19 protein-coding genes, 1 tRNA gene and 4 pseudogenes are annotated in these 21,922 nt (G+C 66.4%); 13 read left to right on the top strand and 11 right to left on the bottom strand.

The window, feature by feature from the left end; translation table 11 throughout:
* Nucleotides 1-87 precede the first annotated feature (87 nt).
* From ACIBTS_RS33480 to ACIBTS_RS33460, 5 genes and pseudogenes are all read left to right on the top strand, one after another.
* Nucleotides 88-549, top strand: a pseudogene (locus ACIBTS_RS33480) (transposase); the annotation flags it as partial.
* 48 nt (nt 550-597) lie between these two features.
* A complete protein-coding gene (locus tag ACIBTS_RS33475; RefSeq protein WP_399324422.1) occupies nt 598-972 on the top strand; it encodes a YybH family protein in 375 nt (124 codons plus the stop codon).
* A gap of 35 nt (nt 973-1,007) precedes the next feature.
* Nucleotides 1,008-1,619, top strand: coding sequence for a hypothetical protein (locus ACIBTS_RS33470; RefSeq protein ID WP_399324420.1), 612 nt, complete (start codon nt 1,008-1,010; stop codon nt 1,617-1,619).
* Nucleotides 1,616-3,748 carry a hypothetical protein gene (locus ACIBTS_RS33465; protein WP_399324419.1) on the top strand — a complete coding sequence of 711 codons (2,133 nt, stop codon included), beginning with the start codon at nt 1,616-1,618 and terminating at the stop codon, nt 3,746-3,748. The genes ACIBTS_RS33470 and ACIBTS_RS33465 overlap by 4 nt, the downstream gene beginning before the upstream one ends.
* Nucleotides 3,745-4,167 (top strand): hypothetical protein, encoded by a 423-nt coding sequence (locus ACIBTS_RS33460; RefSeq protein WP_399324418.1) that lies wholly within the window; start codon nt 3,745-3,747, stop codon nt 4,165-4,167. The genes ACIBTS_RS33465 and ACIBTS_RS33460 overlap by 4 nt, the downstream gene beginning before the upstream one ends.
* 119 nt (nt 4,168-4,286) lie before the next feature.
* On the opposite strand, the gene ACIBTS_RS33455 is transcribed toward ACIBTS_RS33460, so the two are convergent.
* Together ACIBTS_RS33455 and ACIBTS_RS33450 are read right to left on the bottom strand one after the other, a co-directional pair.
* On the bottom strand, nt 4,287-5,702 hold the full coding sequence (locus ACIBTS_RS33455; RefSeq protein WP_399324416.1) for an MFS transporter: 1,416 nt from the start codon (nt 5,700-5,702) through the stop codon (nt 4,287-4,289).
* Between the two features lie 340 nt (nt 5,703-6,042).
* Nucleotides 6,043-6,876: an oxidoreductase gene (locus ACIBTS_RS33450; protein WP_399324414.1), complete on the bottom strand. Its 834-nt coding sequence runs from the start codon at nt 6,874-6,876 to the stop codon at nt 6,043-6,045.
* Nucleotides 6,877-6,979: 103 nt separating this feature from the next.
* Here ACIBTS_RS33450 and ACIBTS_RS33445 point away from each other — a divergent pair, with 103 nt between their 5' ends.
* The 3 genes and pseudogenes from ACIBTS_RS33445 to ACIBTS_RS33435 all read left to right on the top strand — a co-directional run bounded on the left by ACIBTS_RS33445 (nt 6,980) and on the right by ACIBTS_RS33435 (nt 9,272).
* Nucleotides 6,980-7,885 carry a LysR substrate-binding domain-containing protein gene (locus ACIBTS_RS33445; protein ID WP_399324413.1) on the top strand — a complete coding sequence of 302 codons (906 nt, stop codon included), beginning with the start codon at nt 6,980-6,982 and terminating at the stop codon, nt 7,883-7,885.
* Nucleotides 7,886-8,220: 335 nt separating this feature from the next.
* Nucleotides 8,221-8,412 (top strand): annotated as a pseudogene (locus tag ACIBTS_RS33440) (transposase); the annotation flags it as partial.
* 326 nt (nt 8,413-8,738) lie between these two features.
* Nucleotides 8,739-9,272 carry a hypothetical protein gene (locus ACIBTS_RS33435; RefSeq protein WP_399324412.1) on the top strand — a complete coding sequence of 178 codons (534 nt, stop codon included), beginning with the start codon at nt 8,739-8,741 and terminating at the stop codon, nt 9,270-9,272.
* A 2-nt stretch (nt 9,273-9,274) separates the two neighbouring features.
* Here ACIBTS_RS33435 and ACIBTS_RS33430 read toward each other — a convergent pair whose 3' ends face one another.
* The 3 genes from ACIBTS_RS33430 to ACIBTS_RS33420 all read right to left on the bottom strand — a co-directional run bounded on the left by ACIBTS_RS33430 (nt 9,275) and on the right by ACIBTS_RS33420 (nt 10,769).
* Nucleotides 9,275-9,805: a hypothetical protein gene (locus tag ACIBTS_RS33430; protein ID WP_399324410.1), complete on the bottom strand. Its 531-nt coding sequence runs from the start codon at nt 9,803-9,805 to the stop codon at nt 9,275-9,277.
* Between the two features lie 90 nt (nt 9,806-9,895).
* Complete coding sequence (locus ACIBTS_RS33425) at nt 9,896-10,159, bottom strand: hypothetical protein (protein ID WP_307080270.1); 264 nt, start codon at nt 10,157-10,159, stop codon at nt 9,896-9,898.
* Nucleotides 10,122-10,769, bottom strand: coding sequence for a hypothetical protein (locus ACIBTS_RS33420; protein WP_399324408.1), 648 nt, complete (start codon nt 10,767-10,769; stop codon nt 10,122-10,124). Before ACIBTS_RS33420 ends, ACIBTS_RS33425 begins: the two co-directional genes overlap by 38 nt.
* 257 nt (nt 10,770-11,026) lie before the next feature.
* On the opposite strand from ACIBTS_RS33420, the pseudogene ACIBTS_RS33415 reads away from it, so the two are divergent.
* Nucleotides 11,027-11,710, top strand: a pseudogene (locus ACIBTS_RS33415) (site-specific integrase); the annotation flags it as partial.
* Between the two features lie 211 nt (nt 11,711-11,921).
* Here ACIBTS_RS33415 and ACIBTS_RS33410 read toward each other — a convergent pair.
* The 5 genes from ACIBTS_RS33410 to ACIBTS_RS33390 all read right to left on the bottom strand — a co-directional run bounded on the left by ACIBTS_RS33410 (nt 11,922) and on the right by ACIBTS_RS33390 (nt 14,937).
* A tRNA-Ser gene (locus tag ACIBTS_RS33410) sits at nt 11,922-12,018 on the bottom strand.
* A 68-nt stretch (nt 12,019-12,086) separates the two neighbouring features.
* Nucleotides 12,087-12,740 carry a DUF4145 domain-containing protein gene (locus ACIBTS_RS33405; RefSeq protein ID WP_399324407.1) on the bottom strand — a complete coding sequence of 218 codons (654 nt, stop codon included), beginning with the start codon at nt 12,738-12,740 and terminating at the stop codon, nt 12,087-12,089.
* Between the two features lie 239 nt (nt 12,741-12,979).
* Complete coding sequence (locus tag ACIBTS_RS33400) at nt 12,980-13,432, bottom strand: DUF6221 family protein (protein WP_399324405.1); 453 nt, start codon at nt 13,430-13,432, stop codon at nt 12,980-12,982.
* Nucleotides 13,433-13,699: 267 nt separating this feature from the next.
* Nucleotides 13,700-14,200 carry a hypothetical protein gene (locus ACIBTS_RS33395; protein ID WP_399324404.1) on the bottom strand — a complete coding sequence of 167 codons (501 nt, stop codon included), beginning with the start codon at nt 14,198-14,200 and terminating at the stop codon, nt 13,700-13,702.
* A 539-nt stretch (nt 14,201-14,739) separates the two neighbouring features.
* Nucleotides 14,740-14,937 (bottom strand): hypothetical protein, encoded by a 198-nt coding sequence (locus ACIBTS_RS33390; protein ID WP_399324402.1) that lies wholly within the window; start codon nt 14,935-14,937, stop codon nt 14,740-14,742.
* Nucleotides 14,938-15,310: 373 nt separating this feature from the next.
* On the opposite strand from ACIBTS_RS33390, the gene ACIBTS_RS33385 reads away from it, so the two are divergent.
* Together ACIBTS_RS33385 and ACIBTS_RS33380 are read left to right on the top strand one after the other, a co-directional pair.
* Nucleotides 15,311-15,652, top strand: a complete 342-nt coding sequence (locus ACIBTS_RS33385; RefSeq protein ID WP_399324401.1) for a hypothetical protein — start codon at nt 15,311-15,313, stop codon at nt 15,650-15,652.
* A 2-nt stretch (nt 15,653-15,654) separates the two neighbouring features.
* Entirely contained in the window at nt 15,655-18,561 is a 2,907-nt protein-coding gene (locus ACIBTS_RS33380) for an Hsp70 family protein (protein WP_399324399.1), read from the top strand.
* 58 nt (nt 18,562-18,619) lie between these two features.
* Here ACIBTS_RS33380 and ACIBTS_RS33375 read toward each other — a convergent pair.
* Nucleotides 18,620-18,914, bottom strand: a pseudogene (locus ACIBTS_RS33375) (transposase family protein); the annotation flags it as partial.
* A 1,052-nt stretch (nt 18,915-19,966) separates the two neighbouring features.
* Here ACIBTS_RS33375 and ACIBTS_RS33370 point away from each other — a divergent pair.
* Both ACIBTS_RS33370 and ACIBTS_RS33365 read left to right on the top strand, forming a co-directional pair.
* Entirely contained in the window at nt 19,967-20,641 is a 675-nt protein-coding gene (locus ACIBTS_RS33370) for a hypothetical protein (RefSeq protein WP_399324397.1), read from the top strand.
* 578 nt (nt 20,642-21,219) lie between these two features.
* Entirely contained in the window at nt 21,220-21,534 is a 315-nt protein-coding gene (locus ACIBTS_RS33365; protein ID WP_399324395.1) for a hypothetical protein, read from the top strand.
* Nucleotides 21,535-21,922: the final 388 nt, after the last annotated feature.

Genomic DNA, 21,922 nt, shown 5'->3' with positions numbered 1-21,922 from the left:
CCACCACCCGCTACCGCACCGGCGCCGATCTCCTCACTGCCGCGCAGAGCGAACACGACACACCGACAGGTTGATCCTTGACGGCTTCACAAGGCGCGGAATGTCGCGAACGCCCTGCCGAAGTCCGCACAGCCGGGCGCGACGAAGGCGATGCAGGAGATCTGCAACGCCGAGGACCGCGGCCACGCCGAGAAGGCGATCGAGGCGTTCGCGAAGACCTACGGCGCCAAGTTCCCCAAGGCCGCCGCGAAGATCACCGACGACGCCGAGGAACTGCTGGCGTTCTACGACTTTCCTGCCGAGCACTGGATCCACCTGCGGACCACGAACCCCATCGAGTCGACCTTCTCCACCGTCAGACTCCGCACCAAGGTCACCCGCGGCGCCGGCAGCCCGGCCGCGGCCCTCGCGATGGTCTTCAAACTCGTCGAGTCCGCCCAGGCCCGCTGGCGCGCGGTCACCGGCGCTCACCTCGTCGCCCTGGTCCGCGCGGGCGCCACGTTCGAGAACGGCATCCTCGTCGAGCGGGAACAAACCACGGCGGCCTGACCGCCTCTGTCACCTGTCGCGCCCCGCAAGGGAGAAAAGGACCTGTCGATGCCCGAACCCACCGCCCGGCTCACCGAGTTCATCCGCGCCTACGAGCAGGCCAGCAACAGTCACGACATCACTCAGCTCGTCCCGCTGATCGCGCCCGAGGCCGTCTACTGGTTCTCCGACGGATCCCACCGCGGCCGCGAAGCCGTCCTCTCCGCCATCGGCGAGACCTTCGCCACCATCCGCGACGAGGTCTACCAGATCGACGACCTGGAGTGGATCGCTCACAGCGATGACCACGCGGTATGCCGCTACCGGTTCGCCTGGACCGGAACCATCGACGGCCAGCCGCGGTCAGGAAGCGGCCGCGGCACCAATGTGCTCGTCAGCAACGCCGGAACCTGGCAGGTGCTTCACGAACACCTCAGCGCATAACCAGGCGGGCAGCACCGATCCACAGAAATTGACAATTGCTCGTCGAACTCCACCAGAAGCCGGTCGCCCACACCGAGCAGACCCTGGCAACCGACTACCTGGCCCGCAACCGCGGCAATCTCGCCGCCTACCGGAAGGTCGTCGCCGCGGCCCTGGAGGAGGAGGTCGCCAAGGCGAGGACCCGCGGAGTGATGGCCCGCCTCACCCGAGCCGACCTGGAACGGGCCTGCACCGATGCGGCCGCGGTTGCCGACGAGTACGGCATCGACGCGACCACCCTGAAGCGGATGATCGCCGGCGGGCTGGACACGGTCATGAACGCCTGCGCCGACCACAGAGGCGGCCCGCACGCCCCATCCGGTGAGCCCTGCCGGGCCTCCTTCATGCTCTGCCTGGGCTGCCCCTGCGCCCGCGCCCTTCCCCGCCACCTGCCTTTGCAGGTCCTGGTCCACGACCGGCTGGCCGAACGCCGAGCCGAGATGACCCCGTTGCAGTGGACCCAGCGGTTCGCGCTGCCACACGCCCAGCTGGCCGACCTGATCTCCCAGCACGACGAGGCGGACCTCGCCGACGCCCGGGCCAACATCACCGACGCCGACCGAGCCGTGGTGACACGGTTCCTGAACAGAGAACTCGATCTTCGATGAGCACGATCTCCCGGCTGGCCGCCGACTGGGACACGGTCCCCGACGGCACCAAGTGGCCCGGCCCCGACACCGTGGTGCTGTTGCACCGCCCGCTGCGGCCGGGCACCGACCCCTCGGCCCTGTCCCGGTTCACCGAGGACCGCTGGAACGTCGACCCTGCGGTCTTCGAGGAACACGCCAAGGCCAGGAGCCTGCACTTCGCCACCATTCCCCGGCGGCTGCGGCAGGACGCCAAGTACTACATCTGGCAGTTGATCAACCACCCCAGCCCCGGCACCATGCGCCACTCCGGCGGAGGCGACCGCCCCGCCATCGCCACGATCCTGACGGTGTTCAGCTCGTCCAAGGACTTCCTCAGCTGGCTGCACCGCCACGACGTCACCGCATTCGCCCAGGTCACCCCTGCTCTGCTGAACGAGTACCTCGTGGACGTGGACGACGAGCCGATCAGCATGACGCGCAAGTACCGGCGCGTCGGCGAAGTACGGCGGCTGTGGTCGGCCCGCGGCATCCTGCCGCCGCGGATGCGGCTGCCGGCCGTCCTGCCCTGGGGCGGCGAGGAGTCACGCGATCTGTTCGGGCGGCTCCGCGCGGACCGGGACAACCGTACGCCTCGCATTGGTGAGCTGACCATGCAGCACCTGCTGATCTGGGCGATCCGGTTCACCGAGGACTTCGCCGATGACATCGTGGCCGCCCGAGCCGAATACGAGGAATCACGCCTGCGCCAGCTCAACGGCGCCACGCGGTCGCCGGTGAAGATCCGCACACGGATGACCGCCTATCTAGACCGGCTGCGCGAGCACGGTGCCACGCTGCCCGGCCAGGTCGGCCCCGACGGCACACTGGTGATCAACTGGCGGCACATCGGCAGGATCCTGGGCTGCACGGAATCGGTCCGGCTCACGGCCAGCGGCCGGAAGGCGATCGAGTCGGGCATCCCCATCGCCGACGGTGCCTACCTGGATACTCCGGCCACCGGCCGGCTCGAGGGACGCCTCTGGCGGCCCCGCGGCATCACCTTCCACGAGGCGCCCAGGCTCACCCGCCTGCTGACCACGGCCTGCTTCGTGATCATCGCCTACCTCAGCGGCGCTCGCCCCGGGGAGGTGCTGAATCTGCGACGCGGCTGCATCGAATACGACACCGCAAACGATCTGTGGCTGATGACCGGGCGCCACTACAAGAACGCCGTCGACGCGGATGGCAACAAACTCCCTGCGGGAGCACCCCGGCGCGACCCGTGGGTCGTCGTCGCACCCGTTGCCCGCGCCGTCGCCGTGCTCGAACGCCTCCACCCGCACCCGCTGCTGTTCCCGAACCGGATCACACCGCACCAACAGCACCTTCGCAACACCAAGCGCCGGGGCGAAGCACGCACCGACGGCCAGATCAGCAGGGACCTCGCCGCGTTCGTCACCTGGGTCAACACCGAATGCCGACGTCTGGACCGCACCGACGTCATTCCCCCGGACGAGCGCGGCCGCCTCGCCGCCTCCCGGTTCCGCCGCACCCTCGCCTGGTTCATCAGGCGCCGCCCCCGCGGCCTGGTGGCCGCCTCAATTCAGTTCGGCCATCTCCATACTCGAATGCTCCAGGGGTACGCCGGCTCCTACGAATCCGGTTTCCCCGACGAATACGCCTTCGAGGACTGGCTCTACCGCCTGGAGATCCTCGCCGACGACGTCCAGGCCCTCGAAGACGGCGAGCACGTCAGCGGCCCCGCCGCCGATGCCTACCGCCACCGCGTCACCGCAGCCACCCGCCAGTTCGCCGGGCACGTCCTGACCAGCGACCGCCAGGCCCGCGACCTGCTGGGCAACCCGCTCCTGCAGATCCACCATGGCCAAGGGATGACCTGCGTCCTCGACCCCGCCCAGGCCCTTTGCCAACTACGCGGAACCATCGACGACCCGCTGGTCACCCCGGACACCGACGACTGCCGGCCCAAGTGCCGCAACATCGCCCGCACCGACCGCGACATCCAGCACCTCCGCCGACACCACCGCGAACTCACCGCCGTCGTCGACAACCCTCTCGCCCCGCCCATCCGGCACGACCGCGAACGCCACGAACTGACGCGGCTGCAACGGATCCTCGACGCCCACGAACCGGAGAAGCACCAGTGACCGACACTGGCCCCACCGACGGCGATCCGGTCCGCGCCGCGATCCTCGCCGCGATGGAACGGCTCCTGGCCGGCACGCCCCTGCGCTCCAGCGGACGCCTCAGCGTCTACCAACTCGCCATCGAAGCCGGCGTCAAGCGCTGGCACCTCACCCACCAGCACCTCGATCTCAAAGAGCTCTTCCAGGCCCGGGTGAAAGCCCAGGACAGCACACCCGAGGCGTTCACCCGCAAGCTCAGCGAGCACGAGCAGCTCAAGAAGAAGTACGCCGACCTCCGCCAGCACTGCGCCGACCTGGAAGAACGACTCCAGGTCTATGCCGCCGCGATCAACCTCCTCGCATTGGAGAACGCCACCCTGAGTGGCCGCGACGCCGATGCACGCGTTGTCCCAATGCGCAGGCCGGAGAGCAGACCGTGAACCGCCCTGTGGTGGTCTGAGAAGTCGAGCGGTGGGCGGCGGCAGGACCCGCTGGAGCTCGGTCCGCACCGTTCCAGTGGCGAGGAGACCCGCGGCCCTGCCGTGACACACCGCTCGGCTCACATCTCCGCACCCCGGCGCCCGTCCCGCGGCAGCGTCAGCGTCGCGCCCGCCGTCAGTACGAGCCCGGCAGCCGCGAGCAGCACGCTCCACCGCATGCCGGCCAGGAACGTGTCCGCTCCCGCCAGCAGCGCCCCGAAGACTGCCACCGCGATCGCCCCGCCGACCTGGCGGCCGGTGTTGAGCACGGCGGAGGCAGTGCCCGCTCGGTCGCCGGGCACCGCGTCCAGCAGCATCGCGGTCAGCGCCGGCACCGTCAGCGCCCCGCCGAGGCCGACCGGCACCATCAACGCCGCCACTGCCCATACGTTGGTGTGCGCGCCGACTGTGAGCAGCGCCAGTAGCCCGGCCGTCCCGATCAGTTGTCCCGCCACCATCGGCACCCGCGGGCCGAACAGCTCGGCCAGCTTCGCCGAGGCCAGGTTCACCACTGCGACCAGAGCCGTCATCGGAATGAACATCAGGCCCGCATGCAGCGCGGTCTGCCCGCGCTCCTGCTGCAGGTACAGGCTGAAGATGAACACCCCACCGTAGTAAGCGGCATTGAGCATGAAGCCGACCACCAAGGACACCGCCACCACCCGCGAGCGGAACAGCGGCAGCGGGAGCATCGGGTGCGCGCCCCTGGCCTGCGCGGCGAGGAAGGCAGCTGCCGCGGCCGCGGCCACCAGCAGCGACACCACCACGAACGGCCGGCCGAAGCCCTCGGCACCGCCCTCGATCACGCCATACGTCAGCGCGCCCATCGCGACCACCGCCGTCACCTGCCCGACCGCGTCCAGCCGCGAGGGCAGCCGCGGAGAGGCCGGCACGCGGGCGAGCAGGGCGAGCGCCAGCAGACCCGCCGGGAGATTGACGAAGAAGATCCACCGCCAGCCCACGGAGGCGGTAAGCGCCCCGCCGAGCACCGGCCCGGCCGCCACCGCAACCGCGCCGCCCACGGTCCAGACAGCGATCGCCCGAGCCCGCTTCGCCTGGTCGGGAAAACCCTGCCGGACCAGCGCCAGCGACGCCGGCATCATCACCGCCGCCGCACCCCCCTGTACCAGCCGCGCCGCCACCAGCACGCTGAGCGCGGGCGCCAGTCCGCACGCCGCTGAGGCCAGCGCGAAGAGCACAAGGCCGCCGCCGTACGCCCGCCGGGCCCCGATGCGGTCGGAGAGGGCGCCCGCGGAGAGCATCAGGGCGGCGAAGATCAGCGTGTATCCGTCCACCACCCATTGCAGGCCGGACATGCCGCCACCGAGGCTGCGGCCGATGTCGGGCAGCGCGACGGTGACGATCAACGCGTCCAGCGAGATGAGGAAGAAGCCCAGCAGGGCGGCACCGAGCACCGTCGGGGATCCGCCCCGGGCCGCCTCCGGCGCCGAGCCCGCGGTGCGGGCAGCCGGGGAGGACCTAAGCCGCGATTTCATCAGGACACTCCTGAGACGTTCTTGAAGGTATGCGACCGAGATTGGAAGCCAGGGGGGCGACCATGGACCGACCGGCCTGCAGCGGGGAGCCACGTGCCGGGTGCGACAGGGCTCCGCCGCCCGGCGTAGCGGTACGTGCGGTCAGCCTGCTGCCTGTGGGGGCAGTTGCCGTCACCGCAGGTCGCTGTCATCACTGGGCCGGAATGCGCTGGTCGGAGCGCGTCGCGACGATCGCAGCCGGAAGCTGCGCGTCCCCGACCGCGGCGCCCGCCGCCTGGGTCTCCCGCCGCGCCTGCGTGGAGACGGTGGGCGGGAACAGGGGCGGATGCGGCTGGAAGTGTCAGTCGTCGAAGTCGGTGGAGCGGGTGAGCTTTTCCCAGGAGCGGAGTTCGGTGCGGGCACGGTCGAGGTGGTCGGTGATCGCGTCGGCGGCGTCGTCGCCGAGCGGCAGACGGAGCGGCGGTTCGTCGGCGTCCAGAGCGGTGAGGATGGCGGCCGCGGCCTTGGTCGGGTCCCCGGGTTCCTGGCCGCTTCCGCCCGGCAGCCCAGAAAGGACGGGGCCCACGGTGTCCTGATAGGCGTCCAGGGCCGGGGAGGGCCGCAGCGCTGCGGCGCCGGCGAAGCCGGTACGGAACGCGCCGGGCTCGACGATCAGCACCCGAATGCCGTGCGGGGCGACCTCGGCGGCCAAGGCCTCGGAGAGCCCCTCCAGGGCGAACTTGGTGGCGCAGTAGGCGCCGACTCCGGCGAAGGCGAACCGCCCACCCATGCTGGTCAGCTGCACGATGGCGCCCGAGCCCCGGCGGCGCATGTGCGGCAGCGCGGCCCGGGTGAGCGCGGCCGGGCCGAAGAAGTGCAGGTCCATCAGGTCCCGCAGCTCCGCGTCGGTGGTCTCCTCGACCGCCCCCACCATGCCTCGTCCGGCGTTGTTGACCAGGATGTCGATCCGGCCGTGCCGGGCTGCCACGCCGTCGACCGCGGCTTGGACGCCCGCGATGTCGGTGACGTCCAGCGGTAGCGCCTCGACCTGGTCCGGGTGCGCGGCGACCAGGTCGTCGAGCAGCGCAGTGCGGCGGGCGGCGGCGACCACGATGTCGCCCGCAGCCACCGCCGCTTCGGTGATCGCCCGGCCGAACCCGCTGCTCGCCCCGGTGACCAGCCATACCTTGTTCATGTTCTTCTCCTTGTGCCGGGTGATCCGCTGTTCTCGGCGGTCCGTGTGTGAACTACCTTGCGGGGCACACCGGTTGCCCGTCCAAGATCCGCTGTGATAGCCGATGGTTATGGACGTTCACGGACGGGACCTGAGGTACTTCGCCGCAGTGGCCGAGGAGCTGCACTTCACGCGCGCAGCCGAGCGGCTGTACGTCTCGCAGCCCGCGCTGAGCAAACAGATCAGGATGCTGGAAAAACAGGTGGGGGCCGCGTTGTTCGAGCGCGACCGGCGCGAAGTACGCCTGAGCGCGGCCGGTGCAGCGCTGCTCCCGCATGCTCAGCGCATTCTCGCCGAGTGGGACGCAGCCCAGGAGGCAGTCGCCCGAGTCGTGGCCGACCGGGCGGCCGTCCTCGTCGTGGGGATGAGTACCAGCCCGGGGCGCGGGGGCGTTCTGCCGGCGATCCGCTCCCGCTTCACCGCCGCACGCCCCGACGCCCGCCTCAGACTTCGCCAGGTCCCCTGGCACGACTCGACCGCCGGGCTCGCCGACGGCACGTGCGACGCGGCGTTCGTCTGGCTCCCGCTGCCCGATCCGGACCGCTACCGGTGGGTGGTGGTCGCCGAGGAACCCCGCCTGGTCGCCATGGCCGACACTCACCCGCTCGCCGACAAGGAGATCATCGACTTCACCGACCTGCTGGACGAGCCCTTCCTCGCTCTACCTGACAGCGCCGGGCCACTGCGGGACTACTGGCTTGCCACCGACGCCCGCGGCGGGCAGCCAGCACTCATCGGCGCGGAGGTGGCAAGCACCGAGGAGACGTACGAGGCGCTCGTCGCGCGTCTCGGCGTGGTCCTGCTGGCGGCCGGGAACACCCCTCTGATCACCCTTGGCGGAGTCGTCACCCGTGCGGTGAGGGGCATCTCGCCCAGCCGCTTCGCCCTGGCCTGGCGCGCCGACGACCGCCGCCCGCTGGTGCAGGAGTACGTGCGTGCGTGTGAGCTGGCGACCGAGACAACGGACTGAGGCGGGGCGCAGCCGCGAGAAGTGCTGAGATCCGCTCCCGACGATGGGAGAAGGACCCAAGCTGCCCCGTGCCCGACTCCCGGGTTCGGGAACCACGATTGCCGATGCTCAGCGCATAGTTCATGCAACGTGGGCACCAACACAGGACGGCAATGCCTCTGACCAGCATGACCGCTACCACGGCCGGACGTCGTCTACGTCCCGTTCGACGACGCACCACCCGCGAGCCCTGTAAGGGCTGCGCCTACCTCGGCGCCGCAGCCCTTGAGCTGGCGGATCTCCTCGGCCCGGCGGCGGGCCCAGTACACCATCGAGCGGCGCTCGGGGGTGGACCGCCAGCCAACAGCTCCTGGCTGAACCGCATCGAGGCCCAGTTCACCGCCTTGCGCAACTTCGCCCTCGACGGCACCGACCACGCCAGCCACAAGGAGCAGGGCAGCATGATCCGCCGCTACATCGTCTGGCGGAACAAACACGCCGCCAATGAACGCCTACGCGAGGTGGTGGACAGGGCAAATGTTGCCTGATACGGCACGTTAGAACCGGGCAACGACCGTCCCTCTGAATTGTTGCAGGCCAGCACTTGTCCTTCATGGGTGCTGGCCTGCCTCATCATGTTCACCGCGGGTCAGGTCAACAACAAGCAAAGAAAGCTACATAACCGCCGAACTGGATCCGGTACTCAAGGGCTTCGACCACGGCTTCGACGGCGAAGAGTAGACCCGCGCTGCGGGACATCCGGCGGGCCGGGCAGGCATTCGCGGAGCTGCGCCTGGACCTGGACGACGTCGTCGACGTCCAACTGCCCGCGTACCGCGACTTCGGACAAAGCGACCCGGAGGAGTGGCAGCGCGTGGACTGGCGGCGCCGACTGGTGTCATGGATGTTCGGGCTGGCCCGCCACAAAGCCCACGACGGGATCCCGTATGACGAGTGGAACGACGCCTGGCAGCGGGTCGGGGTGAACGGGCTGCCCGGGGATCTGACGTGGGAGGAATTCGTCGCTGCCAGTAGCCGCTACCGGCACTCGCAGAACATGGCTGGCACCCGACCGCTGGAGCTGCTGACCTGGTCCGGGGAGGGGTGGCTTCTGCCCCGCGCCTACATCGAGCTCCTGGACCGCTGGGCGCAGCGGGAGGAGGAACTGGTCAACCGGGCCCGGGTCTGCTCCTCCTGCGGCGTCCAGGGCCCGTACTGGGACGGCTGGCGGACATCAACCAGCAAGGGCTACGTCACCAGGGCCCGCCGTGCTCCGGAGCGGCCTTCCGGCCCTACACCGACCTCGCCGAGGAGAACCGCCATGCCGGACCTTGCTGCTGACCACCACCCCCACCGCGCCCCGAAGGCGCTCGGGGGCCTGGCCGCCTTCGCGTGTGTGGCGCCATAACTTCAGCGATCCACAGATCTTGACAATTGCTCCGACCGTCCGCACAACGCACAGGCCACGGCAGTCTCCACGCAGGTCTTCCCGGCGCGGAAGTCACTGCCAACGAACATCTCCGGAGAGCCCGGCACGCAGTCATAGAACTTGCTCATGAACGCGTGCGCCTGCTGCTCGGCGCTCTTGGCCGTGGCCTTGTCGGGCAGAGCGTCGGAGAAATGGGCCTGGATCAGCGTGTGTTGCCAGCGATTGACTTCCCCGATGTGCCGGGTGAGGCGTTCCCATGGAGCGCTGCTGTACCCGATCTCGATGCGGGGTGTGTGTCCGGCGATCTCCAGGACGTAGAGCCGATGTTCACGGTACCCGTGCTCGCGAAGGAAGTCATTGGCGGTGGCGCGGGCGCGGTCCTGGATGCGCAGGGCAAAAACGGGCAGCGGCCCGCTGCCGGCCTCCTGCATGAGCCGTCGGGCCGGGCTGCGGGGCTTCTTGATGATGACGCTCCGCTGCGACGGCGGAGGCGGGGGGATCGGTGCCAGCATGCAGAGATTGTCGCCCAACGACCCTGCGCGGTAGGCGGGTTCGCCGGAACTGCGTGCAAAAGCGCTTACTCTCCGCCTGCAGACGCCCGCCTAGTCGTCGTTCGGCAGGTACCACCCGTGCTCGCGATGCCTGGGCTCTGGTGGGTTCGGGTTCTCGCGGGCATAGGCCTCGTTTGCACGGCGAATCATCTCTGCGTCGTAGCGGTGCAGCTCGTCGTACAGTTTATCCGCTTCGTTGACATCCCCAGCGGATACGTAACGCTCTCGCAGCGCCTCGCGTTCGTCTGCGAGTTCCGCGTCGGACAGCGGGCGGAGGCTACCGAGGCCACGCGCGATGGAGTTGAAGATGCCCATACGTTGATGTTGTCACGCTGAGGGCTACCGCCGCGCTGTTGTCCGCCAATACCGCCTCGAAGGTGCGCGAAAACGCTCGGCTCGCGGCTGCTGAGATCACCCCGTCGAAAGGTCCCATCCACAGCTCTTGACTATCGCTCATGCCGCGCTCGGCCAGGAGACCGAATGCCGGTATCAGGGCTTTGCGGGCGACGAGTGGTTCGCCTATCAACCCGGAGAACGACACGGCCTCCACCTTGAAGACGCCCGAGCAGTCCTCGCCGCTCTGCCGGTAGGGCGCCTCCACCTCGTAGTCGACGATGTCGCCTATGAGCTTGAGCATGTTCGCCGGTGTCGTCAGATGGTCCGGGAGCAGATCAACAGCGTCCTTGGCCGCGTCGAGCATGACCAGCTGCTCGCGCTGTTCGTCCCATAACTCGAGGGGGACATGGTCTCCTATGCACCAAGCGCATCGCAGGTTGCACCCGCTGGAGGGGTGGATCAGGACTTCGTACGGCGGCACGACCGAGCCCTGCGACACCGCCGCGAAACGCGCCCAGTGCCGTCGGAGCACGTCGAGTTCGTTGAAGCGGCAGGGCAGATCATTGCGAACGTTGAACCCGACGAACACGACCTGTTGCCCGCACCGGCCCAGGCACCGGAAAAGGGGGCCCGTCGGGCCGCGTTGAAAAGCTGATCCGCTACACCGCCGAGGAGATCCGCCGCCTGCTCAACCGGCTCGTCTGGGCCACCACACCGCCTCCACCCGCGATCGTGATCACCCAGTCACGCTGGCGCAGAACCCACCAATCACGCGCACAACGCTGCCACTACGCCACCCGCGACAAGCGAGATCGCGAGTCACGGCTGTAGTACAGGATCGTCCCTGTCGACCCTCGCGTCGTGGCCAACCCGAAGCAGGCCAGCAACCTGATCGGCTCCGTCTCGTACGTGGGCGGTTACCACCGCGCCAGGGGCAGGCGGCTGGTGGGCATGTTCGCCGGCATGTACTACGCCGGGATGCGTCCGGCGGAAACCGTCGGAGTCGCGATCCAGGACTGCTACCTCCCTGAGGAGGGTTGGGGGCTAGCGAATCTCCACCGAACCCGGCCGACAGCGGGCAAGAAGTGGACCAAGACCGGCGAGGTGCACGACGATCGCGGGCTGAAGAATCGTGATTCCGAGGAAGTGCGGCCGACGCCGCTACCGCCGATCCTCGTGGCCATCTGGCGAGACGGCATCGACATGTTCGGCACGGCGGACGACGGCAGACTCTTCTTCAATGAGCGCGGCGGACTGGTTGGTTCCTCGACCTACTCGCGCGTGTGGGGAGAGGCGCGGGAGTTCGGGCTGCCGCCGGAGCTTGCCAATAGTCCGTTGGCCGACCGCCCGTACGATCTACGCCACTCGGCGCTCTCGACGTGGCTCAACGCGGGGGTCGACCCCACGGAAGTTGCTGAGCGTGCAGGCAACACAGTGGAGGTGCTCTTGGCGCGCTATGCGAAATGCCTCCACGGTCGTCACGTTGTGGCCAACAAGCGGATCGAAGATCTGCTGCTCGAATACGCGTGACGATGATCACACCAAACACCCCGAGGTGCCCGCCTCGGGGTGTTTCTTATGTGCGAGATCGGTCGGTTCGTCTATCGATGTCCGATCCCGCGTATGTCCCGCAGCGCCCGTCCTGGGGCTGCTTTCGGTGGCAGATAGCTGCATACAACAGCAGGCCCTCCGATCTGGCGTATTGCCTGATCAGAGGGCCTTTTAGGCACCTGATCTGCGGTGCCCCCGGCAGGATTCGAACCTGCGCACACGGCTCCGGAGGCCGCTTGGGTTCTGGACATAAACGCAGGTCACATGCTCCTCACCAACTAAGCGGCGCTCCTTAGTCCACGGATAGTCCACGAACGCCGAAGCGCGGAAACGCTGTGAGTACACCATCAGGAAGTCAGTTCTTCGACACTTCTTCTGGTGCCGCGGCATTCACCGACTCGGGGAGGGCTTGGGACTGCTGCATACGCCGCTGACGGGCACGTGCCACCCGGGCTGGGGATTGAAACAGCTCGTTCAGCACCTCATCCATGAGCGTCAAGATCTCTTCAGCCGCCTCGTGGTCACCTGGGGTGAGATCGCCATGGGCTGCCCCATTGCCGCCGAAGCGCACTTCGTGCGCTGCTTCCTTGATGTGCCCGCGCAGTAGCCCCCGGTTGTGAAGCTCATCAATCTTCGCGATCAGACTCCCCCTCGTCACGCCCTTCTCCTTCGCAGATGCCTCGACGACTGCACGGGCGAGCGTGACGGCAGCTCGGTCTGCCTTGATGGCAAGGCAATCGTGTGCCTCTACCGCGAGCGACTCGATGGCTGCCGGGACATCTGGGAACGTCTTGTTGGACCTGGCTGGCGGCAGCCATCGTGGCTCCTGGGCCTGAGGGTGGTCCCAGAGGTCGGAAGGAGTGTCGTCCCATCCGTTCGTCGGTTGAACGTCAGTCCATCCGTAGGCGAGGAGCAGCCGGCGGCAGTTAGCACATTGATAGGGTTCGAATCCCACATTGAGACGGCTGTTCGGATCAGAGATGACCTCGGCACCGCCGACAGGTCTCATGTGAGCTAGCCGTCCGCACCATCCGCATGTCGTGCTCGCCATACTCGAAGACTAGAGCGCGATGCCATGTCAAGCATGGGATTTCTGGCTGCATTACGCTCCGACTAGAGCAAAACTGCGGGGGCCAGTCGGCGCCGAGCTTCGGAATCCTCAGCTTGGGAAGCTGCGGGCATATGCGGCTGGTTGGGCGCTGACCTGGGAAAATGTGTGTACTGGTGTCTCACCGGGCTCTGCTGGTTTCACCGTGGTCCCCCGCCCATCGGTGCGCCTGTGGTGTGGTCGCCGCGTCCCTCGGTATCTCGGCTCGCCTTGTAGCGCTCGGGGAAGTCGGGGTGGTCCTGGTAGGGGAGTGTGAGGTCGAGCAGGTCGTCGCACGGCCATAGGTCGCCGTCGAACTGGCAGTCGTCATGATCGTCCCAGGGACGCTCGGGGTCGCCTTCGGCGGGGCTGATGCTGTGACGGTTCAGTACGCGCCGCTTGGCTTCGACTTCGCGCAGCACACGGACGGGGTCGTGCAGGGCCACGTGTTGCGCGATTGCGGGATGGAAACCGGTGAGGTCCACCTGGCGGAAGTCGACCGTGTCCCCGCGGGCGGTCCACTCCCCGCAGCATCCGGCCGCCTCGCAGCGCTGGGCCAGTTCGGCCTCCTCGTCCAGGCGCACCTTGAGGAACGCCACCAGGTCGTTGTTCATGAGGGCATCCTCGACGATGGACCATGTGCCGGCACTCGTTTTACAACCGTCGCTTCACTCCGGGCTTTGGACCAACACGCTTTCCAACTGTGGTGGTGAGGGCATGGGGTGTGCGCGGGGTCGTTCACCTGCGTTCATGGGCGGATGGCTGACGGCGTGATGATGGCGAGCGGTCTCGCCTGAACGGCTGTGAACGGCGCTGAATGAGACGGAAACTGAGACGGGCGGCCATCGCGGGTTCCCTGGTGCACGGACCTGGGAGTGTCCTCATGCTCGCCACGGTTCCACATGACGGCATCTTCCCCGCTGGGTGTAGCCGCCGGGTACGTCGACGCTGACGGAACTCCAGAAGGGCTCGGCATCGCGGAAATGGCCGCCGCCCGTGTGCCACTGGACTCCTGGGTAGACCTGGCGCAGGGAGCGGAGAGCGGCTGAGGCGAGGCCACAGCGCTTATAGCCCTCGTAGGAGTGAGGTGCTTCCACCCAGCCGATCTTGCACGGATTGCAGACCACGTACTCGACCTCGAAAGCGAGGTCGGATCTTACGTAGGCCGCACGGATGCGCCAGCCTGTTCGCTCGTAATATCCGGCGGGCCGGTCAACCCAGGGCTCCGGTGGGGTGGCGGTCCGGTCGAAGTGGTACGACGCGGGGTCCATCCATCGGCGAAGCCGGTCCCGCCAGGTCGGCTTGTCGGGCCAATCCCGCACCCAGTACACGTGGTCAGCGCGGCGCGCCACAGCGCGGATTGCAGCCTCTCTGTCCGTCATGCGCTCTCCTCCCCGGGCTCTGGATCCCAGGGGTCGTAGCGCTTCAGTGCCCTCTGGTCTGGCAGCCCGAGCCGCTGAGCGGCCCGGCGTCGCGCCCGGACTTCTGCAGTCGACCGCGGTCGGTAGCCGGGGCCACCACAACCGCATGAATGGAAGGTGAGGCCGGCGTGCAACGCGGCCCCAAGTGCCTCCCAGGCCCCCTTATCTCTACGGCGAGGGATGGCAAGGTCGAACCCAGCGTTGATCATCGGAGCGCGGCAGCGCGGGCATGGATGCTCTCGCGGCGGTAGCGGGTTCTGCTTGAACGAGGAGCGGCACACCAGACACACGAAATGCGGCTTATAGGGGGTCGCGTATCGGCACATGCCGACAGGGTAGAGAGGGTGCCTGGACAGGACCACCGCTTTAGGAGTTCGATCCGACGCCTTCAGCGGTCGGCTGCTGCGCGGCTTGAGCTGACGCCTACGACCGCCCGAAGTTGTCGGCCTCCGGCGCTGTTGATGTCAGCCGTGGATGTCAGGCGATTCCGCCTGGTTCGGCTATGGGCGACGGTAGGCGGCGCGGTCGGTTCCGGGTACCGGAGCCCGGGACAGGTCCATGTGACACGGGTAGTCGGGGTCACCTACCTCCATGAGTACGAACTGATCGACGTCGTGGTTGGTGAAGCGAGGGAGGTACTGCAAGAAGAGTTCCAGTTCCTCGCCGGAGAGAGGTTCGTCGTGTCGGTCGTTTCGCACGCCCTCACCCTACGGCTGGCCTGGGTGACAGGACCTCTTCGTCCCGACCAACTGGAGCAGCCCCTTGCCAGGGGCTGGTGTGCCGCTCACCTGCACTGATGGTCCGCAGGCGTCCGCGCTTGTCCACCGTCGTCCGCCGGCGTTGTCACGCAGTTAGACACTCACTGCTGCTGGCTCGTGGGGGCGCTTGGGGAAGAGCAGCATCTGATCCGTAGCTCTCCAGAGATCAGTCAACAAGCCACCGGATGGGGGGCGGGTTTATGCGGAACTGCGTTCAATGCCATGTCATGGGGCAACAAGCTGCAATCAAACCCAAGAGGGGGGGGTACGCTACAACGAGACACCGGGCCCATCGGGCAGCAGACTTTTGCGTATGAGGAACGAGCAGCCCAGCGTTGAGGTGCCGGTCATCACGGTCGACTACGGCGTTGACGACGGTGAGAAGTCCGTGTTCACCCGAACCCGGGCAGCGGTCACCCAGGTCTCCCGGATCAGCACTGATGTCCTCGCCCGCGGTGTTGCCGACCTTTGCCAATACGTCGGTGGGGTCTTTGACCAGGCGTCTACCGCCTCGGACACTCTCGAACTGACCGGCCTTGAGGTCCATGTCCAAGTCACCGGAAAAGGTGAGGTGCGCCTCGTAGGCGCCACGTCCGCGGAGATCAACGGCGGCATGAAATTGATCTTCCAGCGCAGGCAGAGTGGCACGCCTTGAACGTGGCGCTGGCCATCGGCTGCTCCCACTACGAGGACGACGACATCGCCGACCTGCGGTTCGCCCATCTCGACGCACTGCGCATCGGCGAGGTGTTCAGGGACGCCATGGACGTCCCTGAGGAGGCCGTCTTCACCTTCGCCGACGACCTGACCGGCTCTGAGCCGACCCGGCACAACGTCATCCGCACCCTGTCGAAGCTGGCAAAGCACGCCGCCGACCCCATCGATCGGCTGTACTTCTTCTTCAGCGGCCATGGCTTCCACTCGACGGCGGACGGCGAAGACTACCTGATCACGCGAGAGGCGCTCACCGACGCCCTGGAGGACACCAGCCTAAACTTCGCCTTCCTGCTGCGGATGCTGCAGGCGACCGGTGCCCGACACGTGGTGCTACTGCTGGATGCATGTCGCACCCCAGTCGCCGGCGGCAAGTCGCTCTTCGCGACGGCGCGGAAGGTCGACGTCGAGCGGCTCTGCCCGCCCGGCGTGGTCTCATTCTGTTCGTGCGCGCCGGGAACCAGCTCCTACGAGAGCAACCGGTTGAAGTCCGGCATCTTCACCGAGGCGCTCTGCGGTGCCTTCGGCGACGATGGCCGCTGCATCACGGTCGGACAGCTCGACGGCTTTCTGGCGGCCCATGTACCGCGCCTCGCTCGAGACTACGACAAGCCGCCTCAGGAGCCGTACTCCCGTCTCGAGCCAGCGGCACTCATGGACCTTGAAGTCATCTCACCGCGCAAGCGGAACGAGTGGCGGGCCTCCGCGCGGGTCGGGGAGGAACTGAGACAGCGGTCAGTTATTCGCATCAACAGCGCGAAGATACCTGAATGGGCGTCCTTCGCTATCGATTTCGGGACAACCAACTCCGTTATCGCGGTGGCCGACGACGAGGCAAGGGTCCACGTCATACCCGGCGGCGATGGACGCCAGCTCGTGCCTTCCGTCGTAACTTTCGCCCCGGATCTCGACTATCTGGTCGGCTCACGCGCGGTCGACCTGGAGCGGTACTTCGCGGGACGAACGGTACGGGCGATCAAACGTCACCTGGGGATGGAAGCCCCCGTCACCATCGACGGCGCGGAACTGCCGGTTGACCTCGTGGCCTCACTGGTGATCCGGAGCCTGCGCACCAATGCGGAGGAAGTGCTGGGCACGCTACCGCGGGAGACGATGGTCTCCTACCCCGCCAATTTCAGCATCCGCCAGAACAACAGCCTGCTGCACGCGTTCGAACTGGCGGGGCTGAAAGTGCTGCGGATGGTCGGAGAGCCCAACATCGCGTGTGTCCTGCTGCATTTGGACCGACCGGACTGGGAGGGGGTCGCCCTGGTGATCGACCTTGGCGGGGGCACCCTCGACGTGGCGGTCGCCGATGTGATGGAGCAGGTCCACGAAATCAAGTCGGTTTACGGCGACAACCACCTTGGCGGCCTGGACTTCGACGAGGCTTTGGCGGACTTGTTCAAGGAGCGACTGAGGGCATGGAACAATGCGGTGATCTTCGATGCCGGGCTTGAGGCACAGGTCCTAAGGGAAGCGGAGCGGGCCAAACACGTGCTCACCGAGGACGAGAGGGCCACCGTCGTCATCCACGACATGGAGATCGGTTCCGAGGTGCTGTCGTACCGCTTCACCCTTGACCGGGCCGAATTCCGCAAAGCCTGCGCCAAGTTGACCTCACGCTTCAGGGAGGTGGTGCGGACAGCTATCGACGACGCCTACAACGACCGGCTGATGACCGAGCCCATCAGCGTGGTCCTGCTCACTGGGCTCGGCGGCAAGATCTTCACTGTACGGGAGAGTCTCAGAGAGATGCTCGACGAGGTGGAGTTCATCGAGCAGTACCAGGATCTCGCCGTCAGCCGCGGCTTGGCGCTGTACTCGTCGCTGCTCGCTGGCGCCTCGGCCGCAATGACCGGAGCCGTACCTCTGCTCCTCGACCTCAGCCACCGTGGGATCGGCATCAGATGTTCGCCCGTGGGAGATCTCGCGTCGCAGCGGATGAGAAAGGCACCGGAAGGGGACGGCCACACTGAAGTCCTGGTCGAGCGGTTGACGACCATTCCGACCAAACGCAGCGATGTCTTCACCTTCGTGGGAGCTCCGGGCGACGAGGTCGTCCTGCCTGTCATCGAGAAGTCCAAGACGTCGGACGAGGACGTCGAGATCGGCGTCGTCTCCTTCCCAGTGGAGCAGGAGGAGGTGGAGATCGAGTTGATCGTGGACGTCGATGTGAACAGCGTGTTCCTGCTATGCGTGGTCGACTACACGAACATGACTTACCGTCTCTACCAGCTCAACCAGTACTACCGGCAACCGTGGTGGGGGTACGGCCAGACTCTCGATCTGCTACTCGACGGCTGGACGGTGTACGGCATTCAGCCGGTCGATCCGGCATTCGGTACATCCGACCGTGACGCCGACACGACTCCCACAACCCCTCAGGATCTCGACATCCCGGCAGAGATTGCCCGCCTGACCAAGGAGGTCGAACGTGAGATCGTCAGCCTCGAAGCGGCCTCGCGCAACACCTATGTGGGAGGCATCCGACGGGACTTGTCCCGGGACCACCTGCGCATGGCGCGGCTTCTCTTCGTTGCCGACCGCCGGGAGGAGGGGGCAGGTGCCCTGGCGGACTCCCTGCAAGAGCTGCTCACCGTGGAGCCCTCGGACCGGCCGTGGACGGATATCGCCGAACGGATCGACGTTGCCGTCCATCACCTGCTCGGCACTCCTGAATTGGGCGGCGTCATGGACGTCCTGGCACAGTTGACGAGCTGGACCGCAGCAGATCTAGGGACAAGCACCTTCGGCCTAGCCGAGGTCATTCGCGCGCTAACGGCCGTGGGCGCTGAACGGGAGGCGCGGCATTTGGACACCCTAAGCCGGGGCCGCCCGCGCCCGTAGCCGCGTGTCGGCTGCTCAAGGCTCCTAGCCGGCGCCCGGAACTACTTAGTGAACTCTTTCAGCGTTGCCGCTCCAGGGTGAGGACGGCGGCGGCGATTGACGACATTCGATTTCGGGCTGCATCGGGCTGCAGAAGATCCGCCATGACTTCAGTCGTGCGACGCCGCGCTCAACCGGTGCCCGCGCCGCCGAGAGCGCGCGGTTGACGGTTTGCTGGGTGGATGTGAGGCCACGGCCCGGGGACGTCTGAGGGGTGTCGTCACCCACGGGCCGGCTCCCATGTAGGCGCGGACGGCAAGGACCGGGATGCCCTGGCATTCGCAGATCCGGATGATCGCAAACCTGTACGTCTTGAGTAAACACCTCGGAGGAGAGCCGGGCGTCTCGTCGAAGAGCAAGGTCATTTACCAGCTTGCCAATGTCAGGAACCGCGCAGCTCATGCAGGGGAAGCCCGACGGTGGATCAGGCGGCTAAGGCCATTCAGCACGCGGTGACGATCGTCTACGCGCTCCGCCCCCTGCCCTCGAATTGACTCTGGACGCGGTTTGGGAGCGTGACCTCTTCGTCCCGAAGCAACTCGGGTGGGGGCTCTGCCTTGAGCCGGTGTGCTGCTCACCTGCGCAGATGGTCCGCAGACGTCCGCGGTTGTTCGCCGTTGTGCGTGGACGTTGTCACGCAGTTAGACACTCAGGCTGCTACCTCAGGCTAGGGTCGAACTCGGTCCGGGACATTGTCAGCAGCCTTGGGGAGGGTTGGGCCGAGGCCACGCCGCCCATGCAACCGCCTCAGAAGGTGCGCCTGTTCATCACCTCTGGCACAAGAAGGGATCGCTGTGAAGTCGGTGAGGTGGTTCTTCCAGGAGTTCACCTTTAAGGGGCTACTGCTCATCCCGGCCGCGATCCTGGTGGTTGCCGCGTTCGCGGCCGTGGTCATGTTGGTGTCACCCAGTGACGGGCCACGGGGACCAACGGACTCACCCACCTCCACGAGTTTCGCCACTCCTTGGGAGTGCGCCCAAGACCCTGAGACAGGCGATGTCAGTGACTGCTGGAAGCTGAGTACACCGTAGGCATTGCCCGTCTGATACATCAGCCGACGACAGTCAGCCACGACGGCGGGCTCGCCAGCCGACCACACACGCGTATGCCCCGCTGCACCCGCACTGGCCTCAGCCACGCCGGCCACGAGGAAGCAGCCCAAAGCCGCAGAGGCTCACTGCCGCTTTCATCCCGTGAAGCCTCGCCGACCGAGGGATAATCAGCAAACCTCACCGCGAGCGGATCGTTCCGACATCGCCGACTGTGAGAGGGGGCGATTCGCCGGCGGCGGTTCAGAGGTTAAGTGTGCTGTCCAAATGGGCCAACACCGCAGGCCGACGACTCTGATCTCAGAGAGAGTAGGAGCGTGAACGGAACGGATGAGACGGGGGCGGAGCCTCGAAGAGCACGATTCGAACATGTGCACAAGTGGGCCGCCACGCTGGCCGCTGTTGTCGCGCTTGCGCTCTCGATCTATAACTTCACTGAAGCCCAAAAGAAGCCAAGAATCGATGTGTCACTTCCTCACCTTTTGCGCACTGGACCAGTGGAAAACGGAACCGTCTTTCAAATTCAGCCAACGGTGTCCACCAGGTTCAAGACCCAGGATGTCGAAGTGATTCGTGACGCACGTCTGCAACTGACTCCCGTCGGCTCGATTTCGCCTCAAAAGAAACCAATTTTTTACTGGCACGAGACCGGAACATATGTATATGATTTCGGTTCGGATCAGGTCAACTATAGCTGGAGCAGTGATCCTGCCCCATTCATCGTCAGCCAAGATAAACCTCAGCAGCCGACGCTCGTATTCTGGGCGGATAACTGGAGATTCGAACCAGGCCAGTACGAGGGATCACTACAGTTGAGCCGGTCGGGGAATCATAGCCCTTTGGTCAGGAAATTCTGCCTCACTGTTTCAAGGAGAGCCGTTGACGAAATCAACGGCGCAGACCAACGGCAGATCTTCTTTTTCCGTGATGATCTGCCCAAGTTCCACTCCTCTAACAGCTCTTCAAGCTGCTACCGGAGGGAAACTGATTAGGACTAGAGGTGTTGCTTGGCTGCTCTGAACAGGCGGCTGATGTCGTCACGGGTCCGTACCCTGGCATCGTCGAGTTCTGTTCTGCGGTATGTCTTGGACAGCAGACGCAACGTCTGCGAGCACGAGCGCGGACTGACTCAGCGTCTCGTCCGGTTCCAGCGTTTCCGGAACGCTCTGCACCGGCGACGGCGTCCACACGACGGCTGGTTCGCTGGGTGTCGTGTAGTCGGGCGGTTCCGTTGTGGGGCCTGTGTTGGCGATCCAAAAGTAGGGCAGCGCGCGCTCTTTCCATTGCCACAGTCCCCCTTGGGTCGCAGATGGGCATCATGCCGCAGATCAGGCGCGACCGGCAGTCGGAATGCCTCGCTGTGCAGATGGTTGGTGTTGTCCGCCGACGACCGGCGCATCGTCACAGACGAGCGGTTGACAGTCGCTTCAGGAGTTCGATCGTTGCCGGGGAGCCACCCGGCCACGCCAGCTGTGCAGGACCGCCTAGGGTGCTGGCGTCCGGGGTCGTTGATGTCACCTCTGGATGTCAGAGCGGTGCAGCCGCGCGAGCTCGCTGGCACGATGACGTCGTGGTTGACCTGGAGCGCATCAAAGCAGAAAGCGTGGCGTACTTCCGATCTCTTGATGAGGGGGCCACTCTGCGGCACCACTTCCGCCATGCCGACGAGGAGGGCGGCTTGTGGTATTTCGAGGCCGTACTCGACCGCGGTGAGTTGATCGCCATCAAGCAGGCTGAGCTGACTCCGGCTGGCCGACTCCACCGGTACAGCTGGGAGCACCTGGAGGACGAGCACGGCTTCCTGACGGACCAGGCGCTCGACCCTGAAGAGGACCCGCTGGAAGCCATCCCGGCCGAAGAGTTCCAGCGAGTGTGGACTCAGTGACAGGGTTGGACAACCACTTTAGGAGAGAGGCTAGGGCGTCGGACCGGTGACCTGCGGCTTCGATGCCTGGTGAGATGCCCGGCAACTCAACCGTCAGACACTCATGTTGACCGTGGCTGACCGCTGCATCTGGCACGGCAGTGGCACGAACCTCAGCCGACGACAGCCAGCCACGACGGCGGGTGCGCCGACCGACCAGGCGCGCGTGTGCCTTGCTGCACCCCCACCGGCCTCAGCCCCGCTATCGGGGTGTGTCGTCGACAAGAGCACGCGACGACCGCCGACCCGTGACGACGGCCAGGGGCCCTCAGCTTGAGAGCGGGTGTTCTCACGTGGCTTCCCGCTCTGACGTGTGTCGGAGCGGGACCCACGGCCTGACCGTCTCTTC

This window comes from Streptomyces sp. NPDC050121 (assembly GCF_044460385.1).
In the GTDB taxonomy this organism is placed as follows: Bacteria; Actinomycetota; Actinomycetes; order Streptomycetales; family Streptomycetaceae; genus Streptomyces; species Streptomyces soliscabiei.
This window is presented reverse-complemented; position numbering and strand designations above follow the sequence as displayed.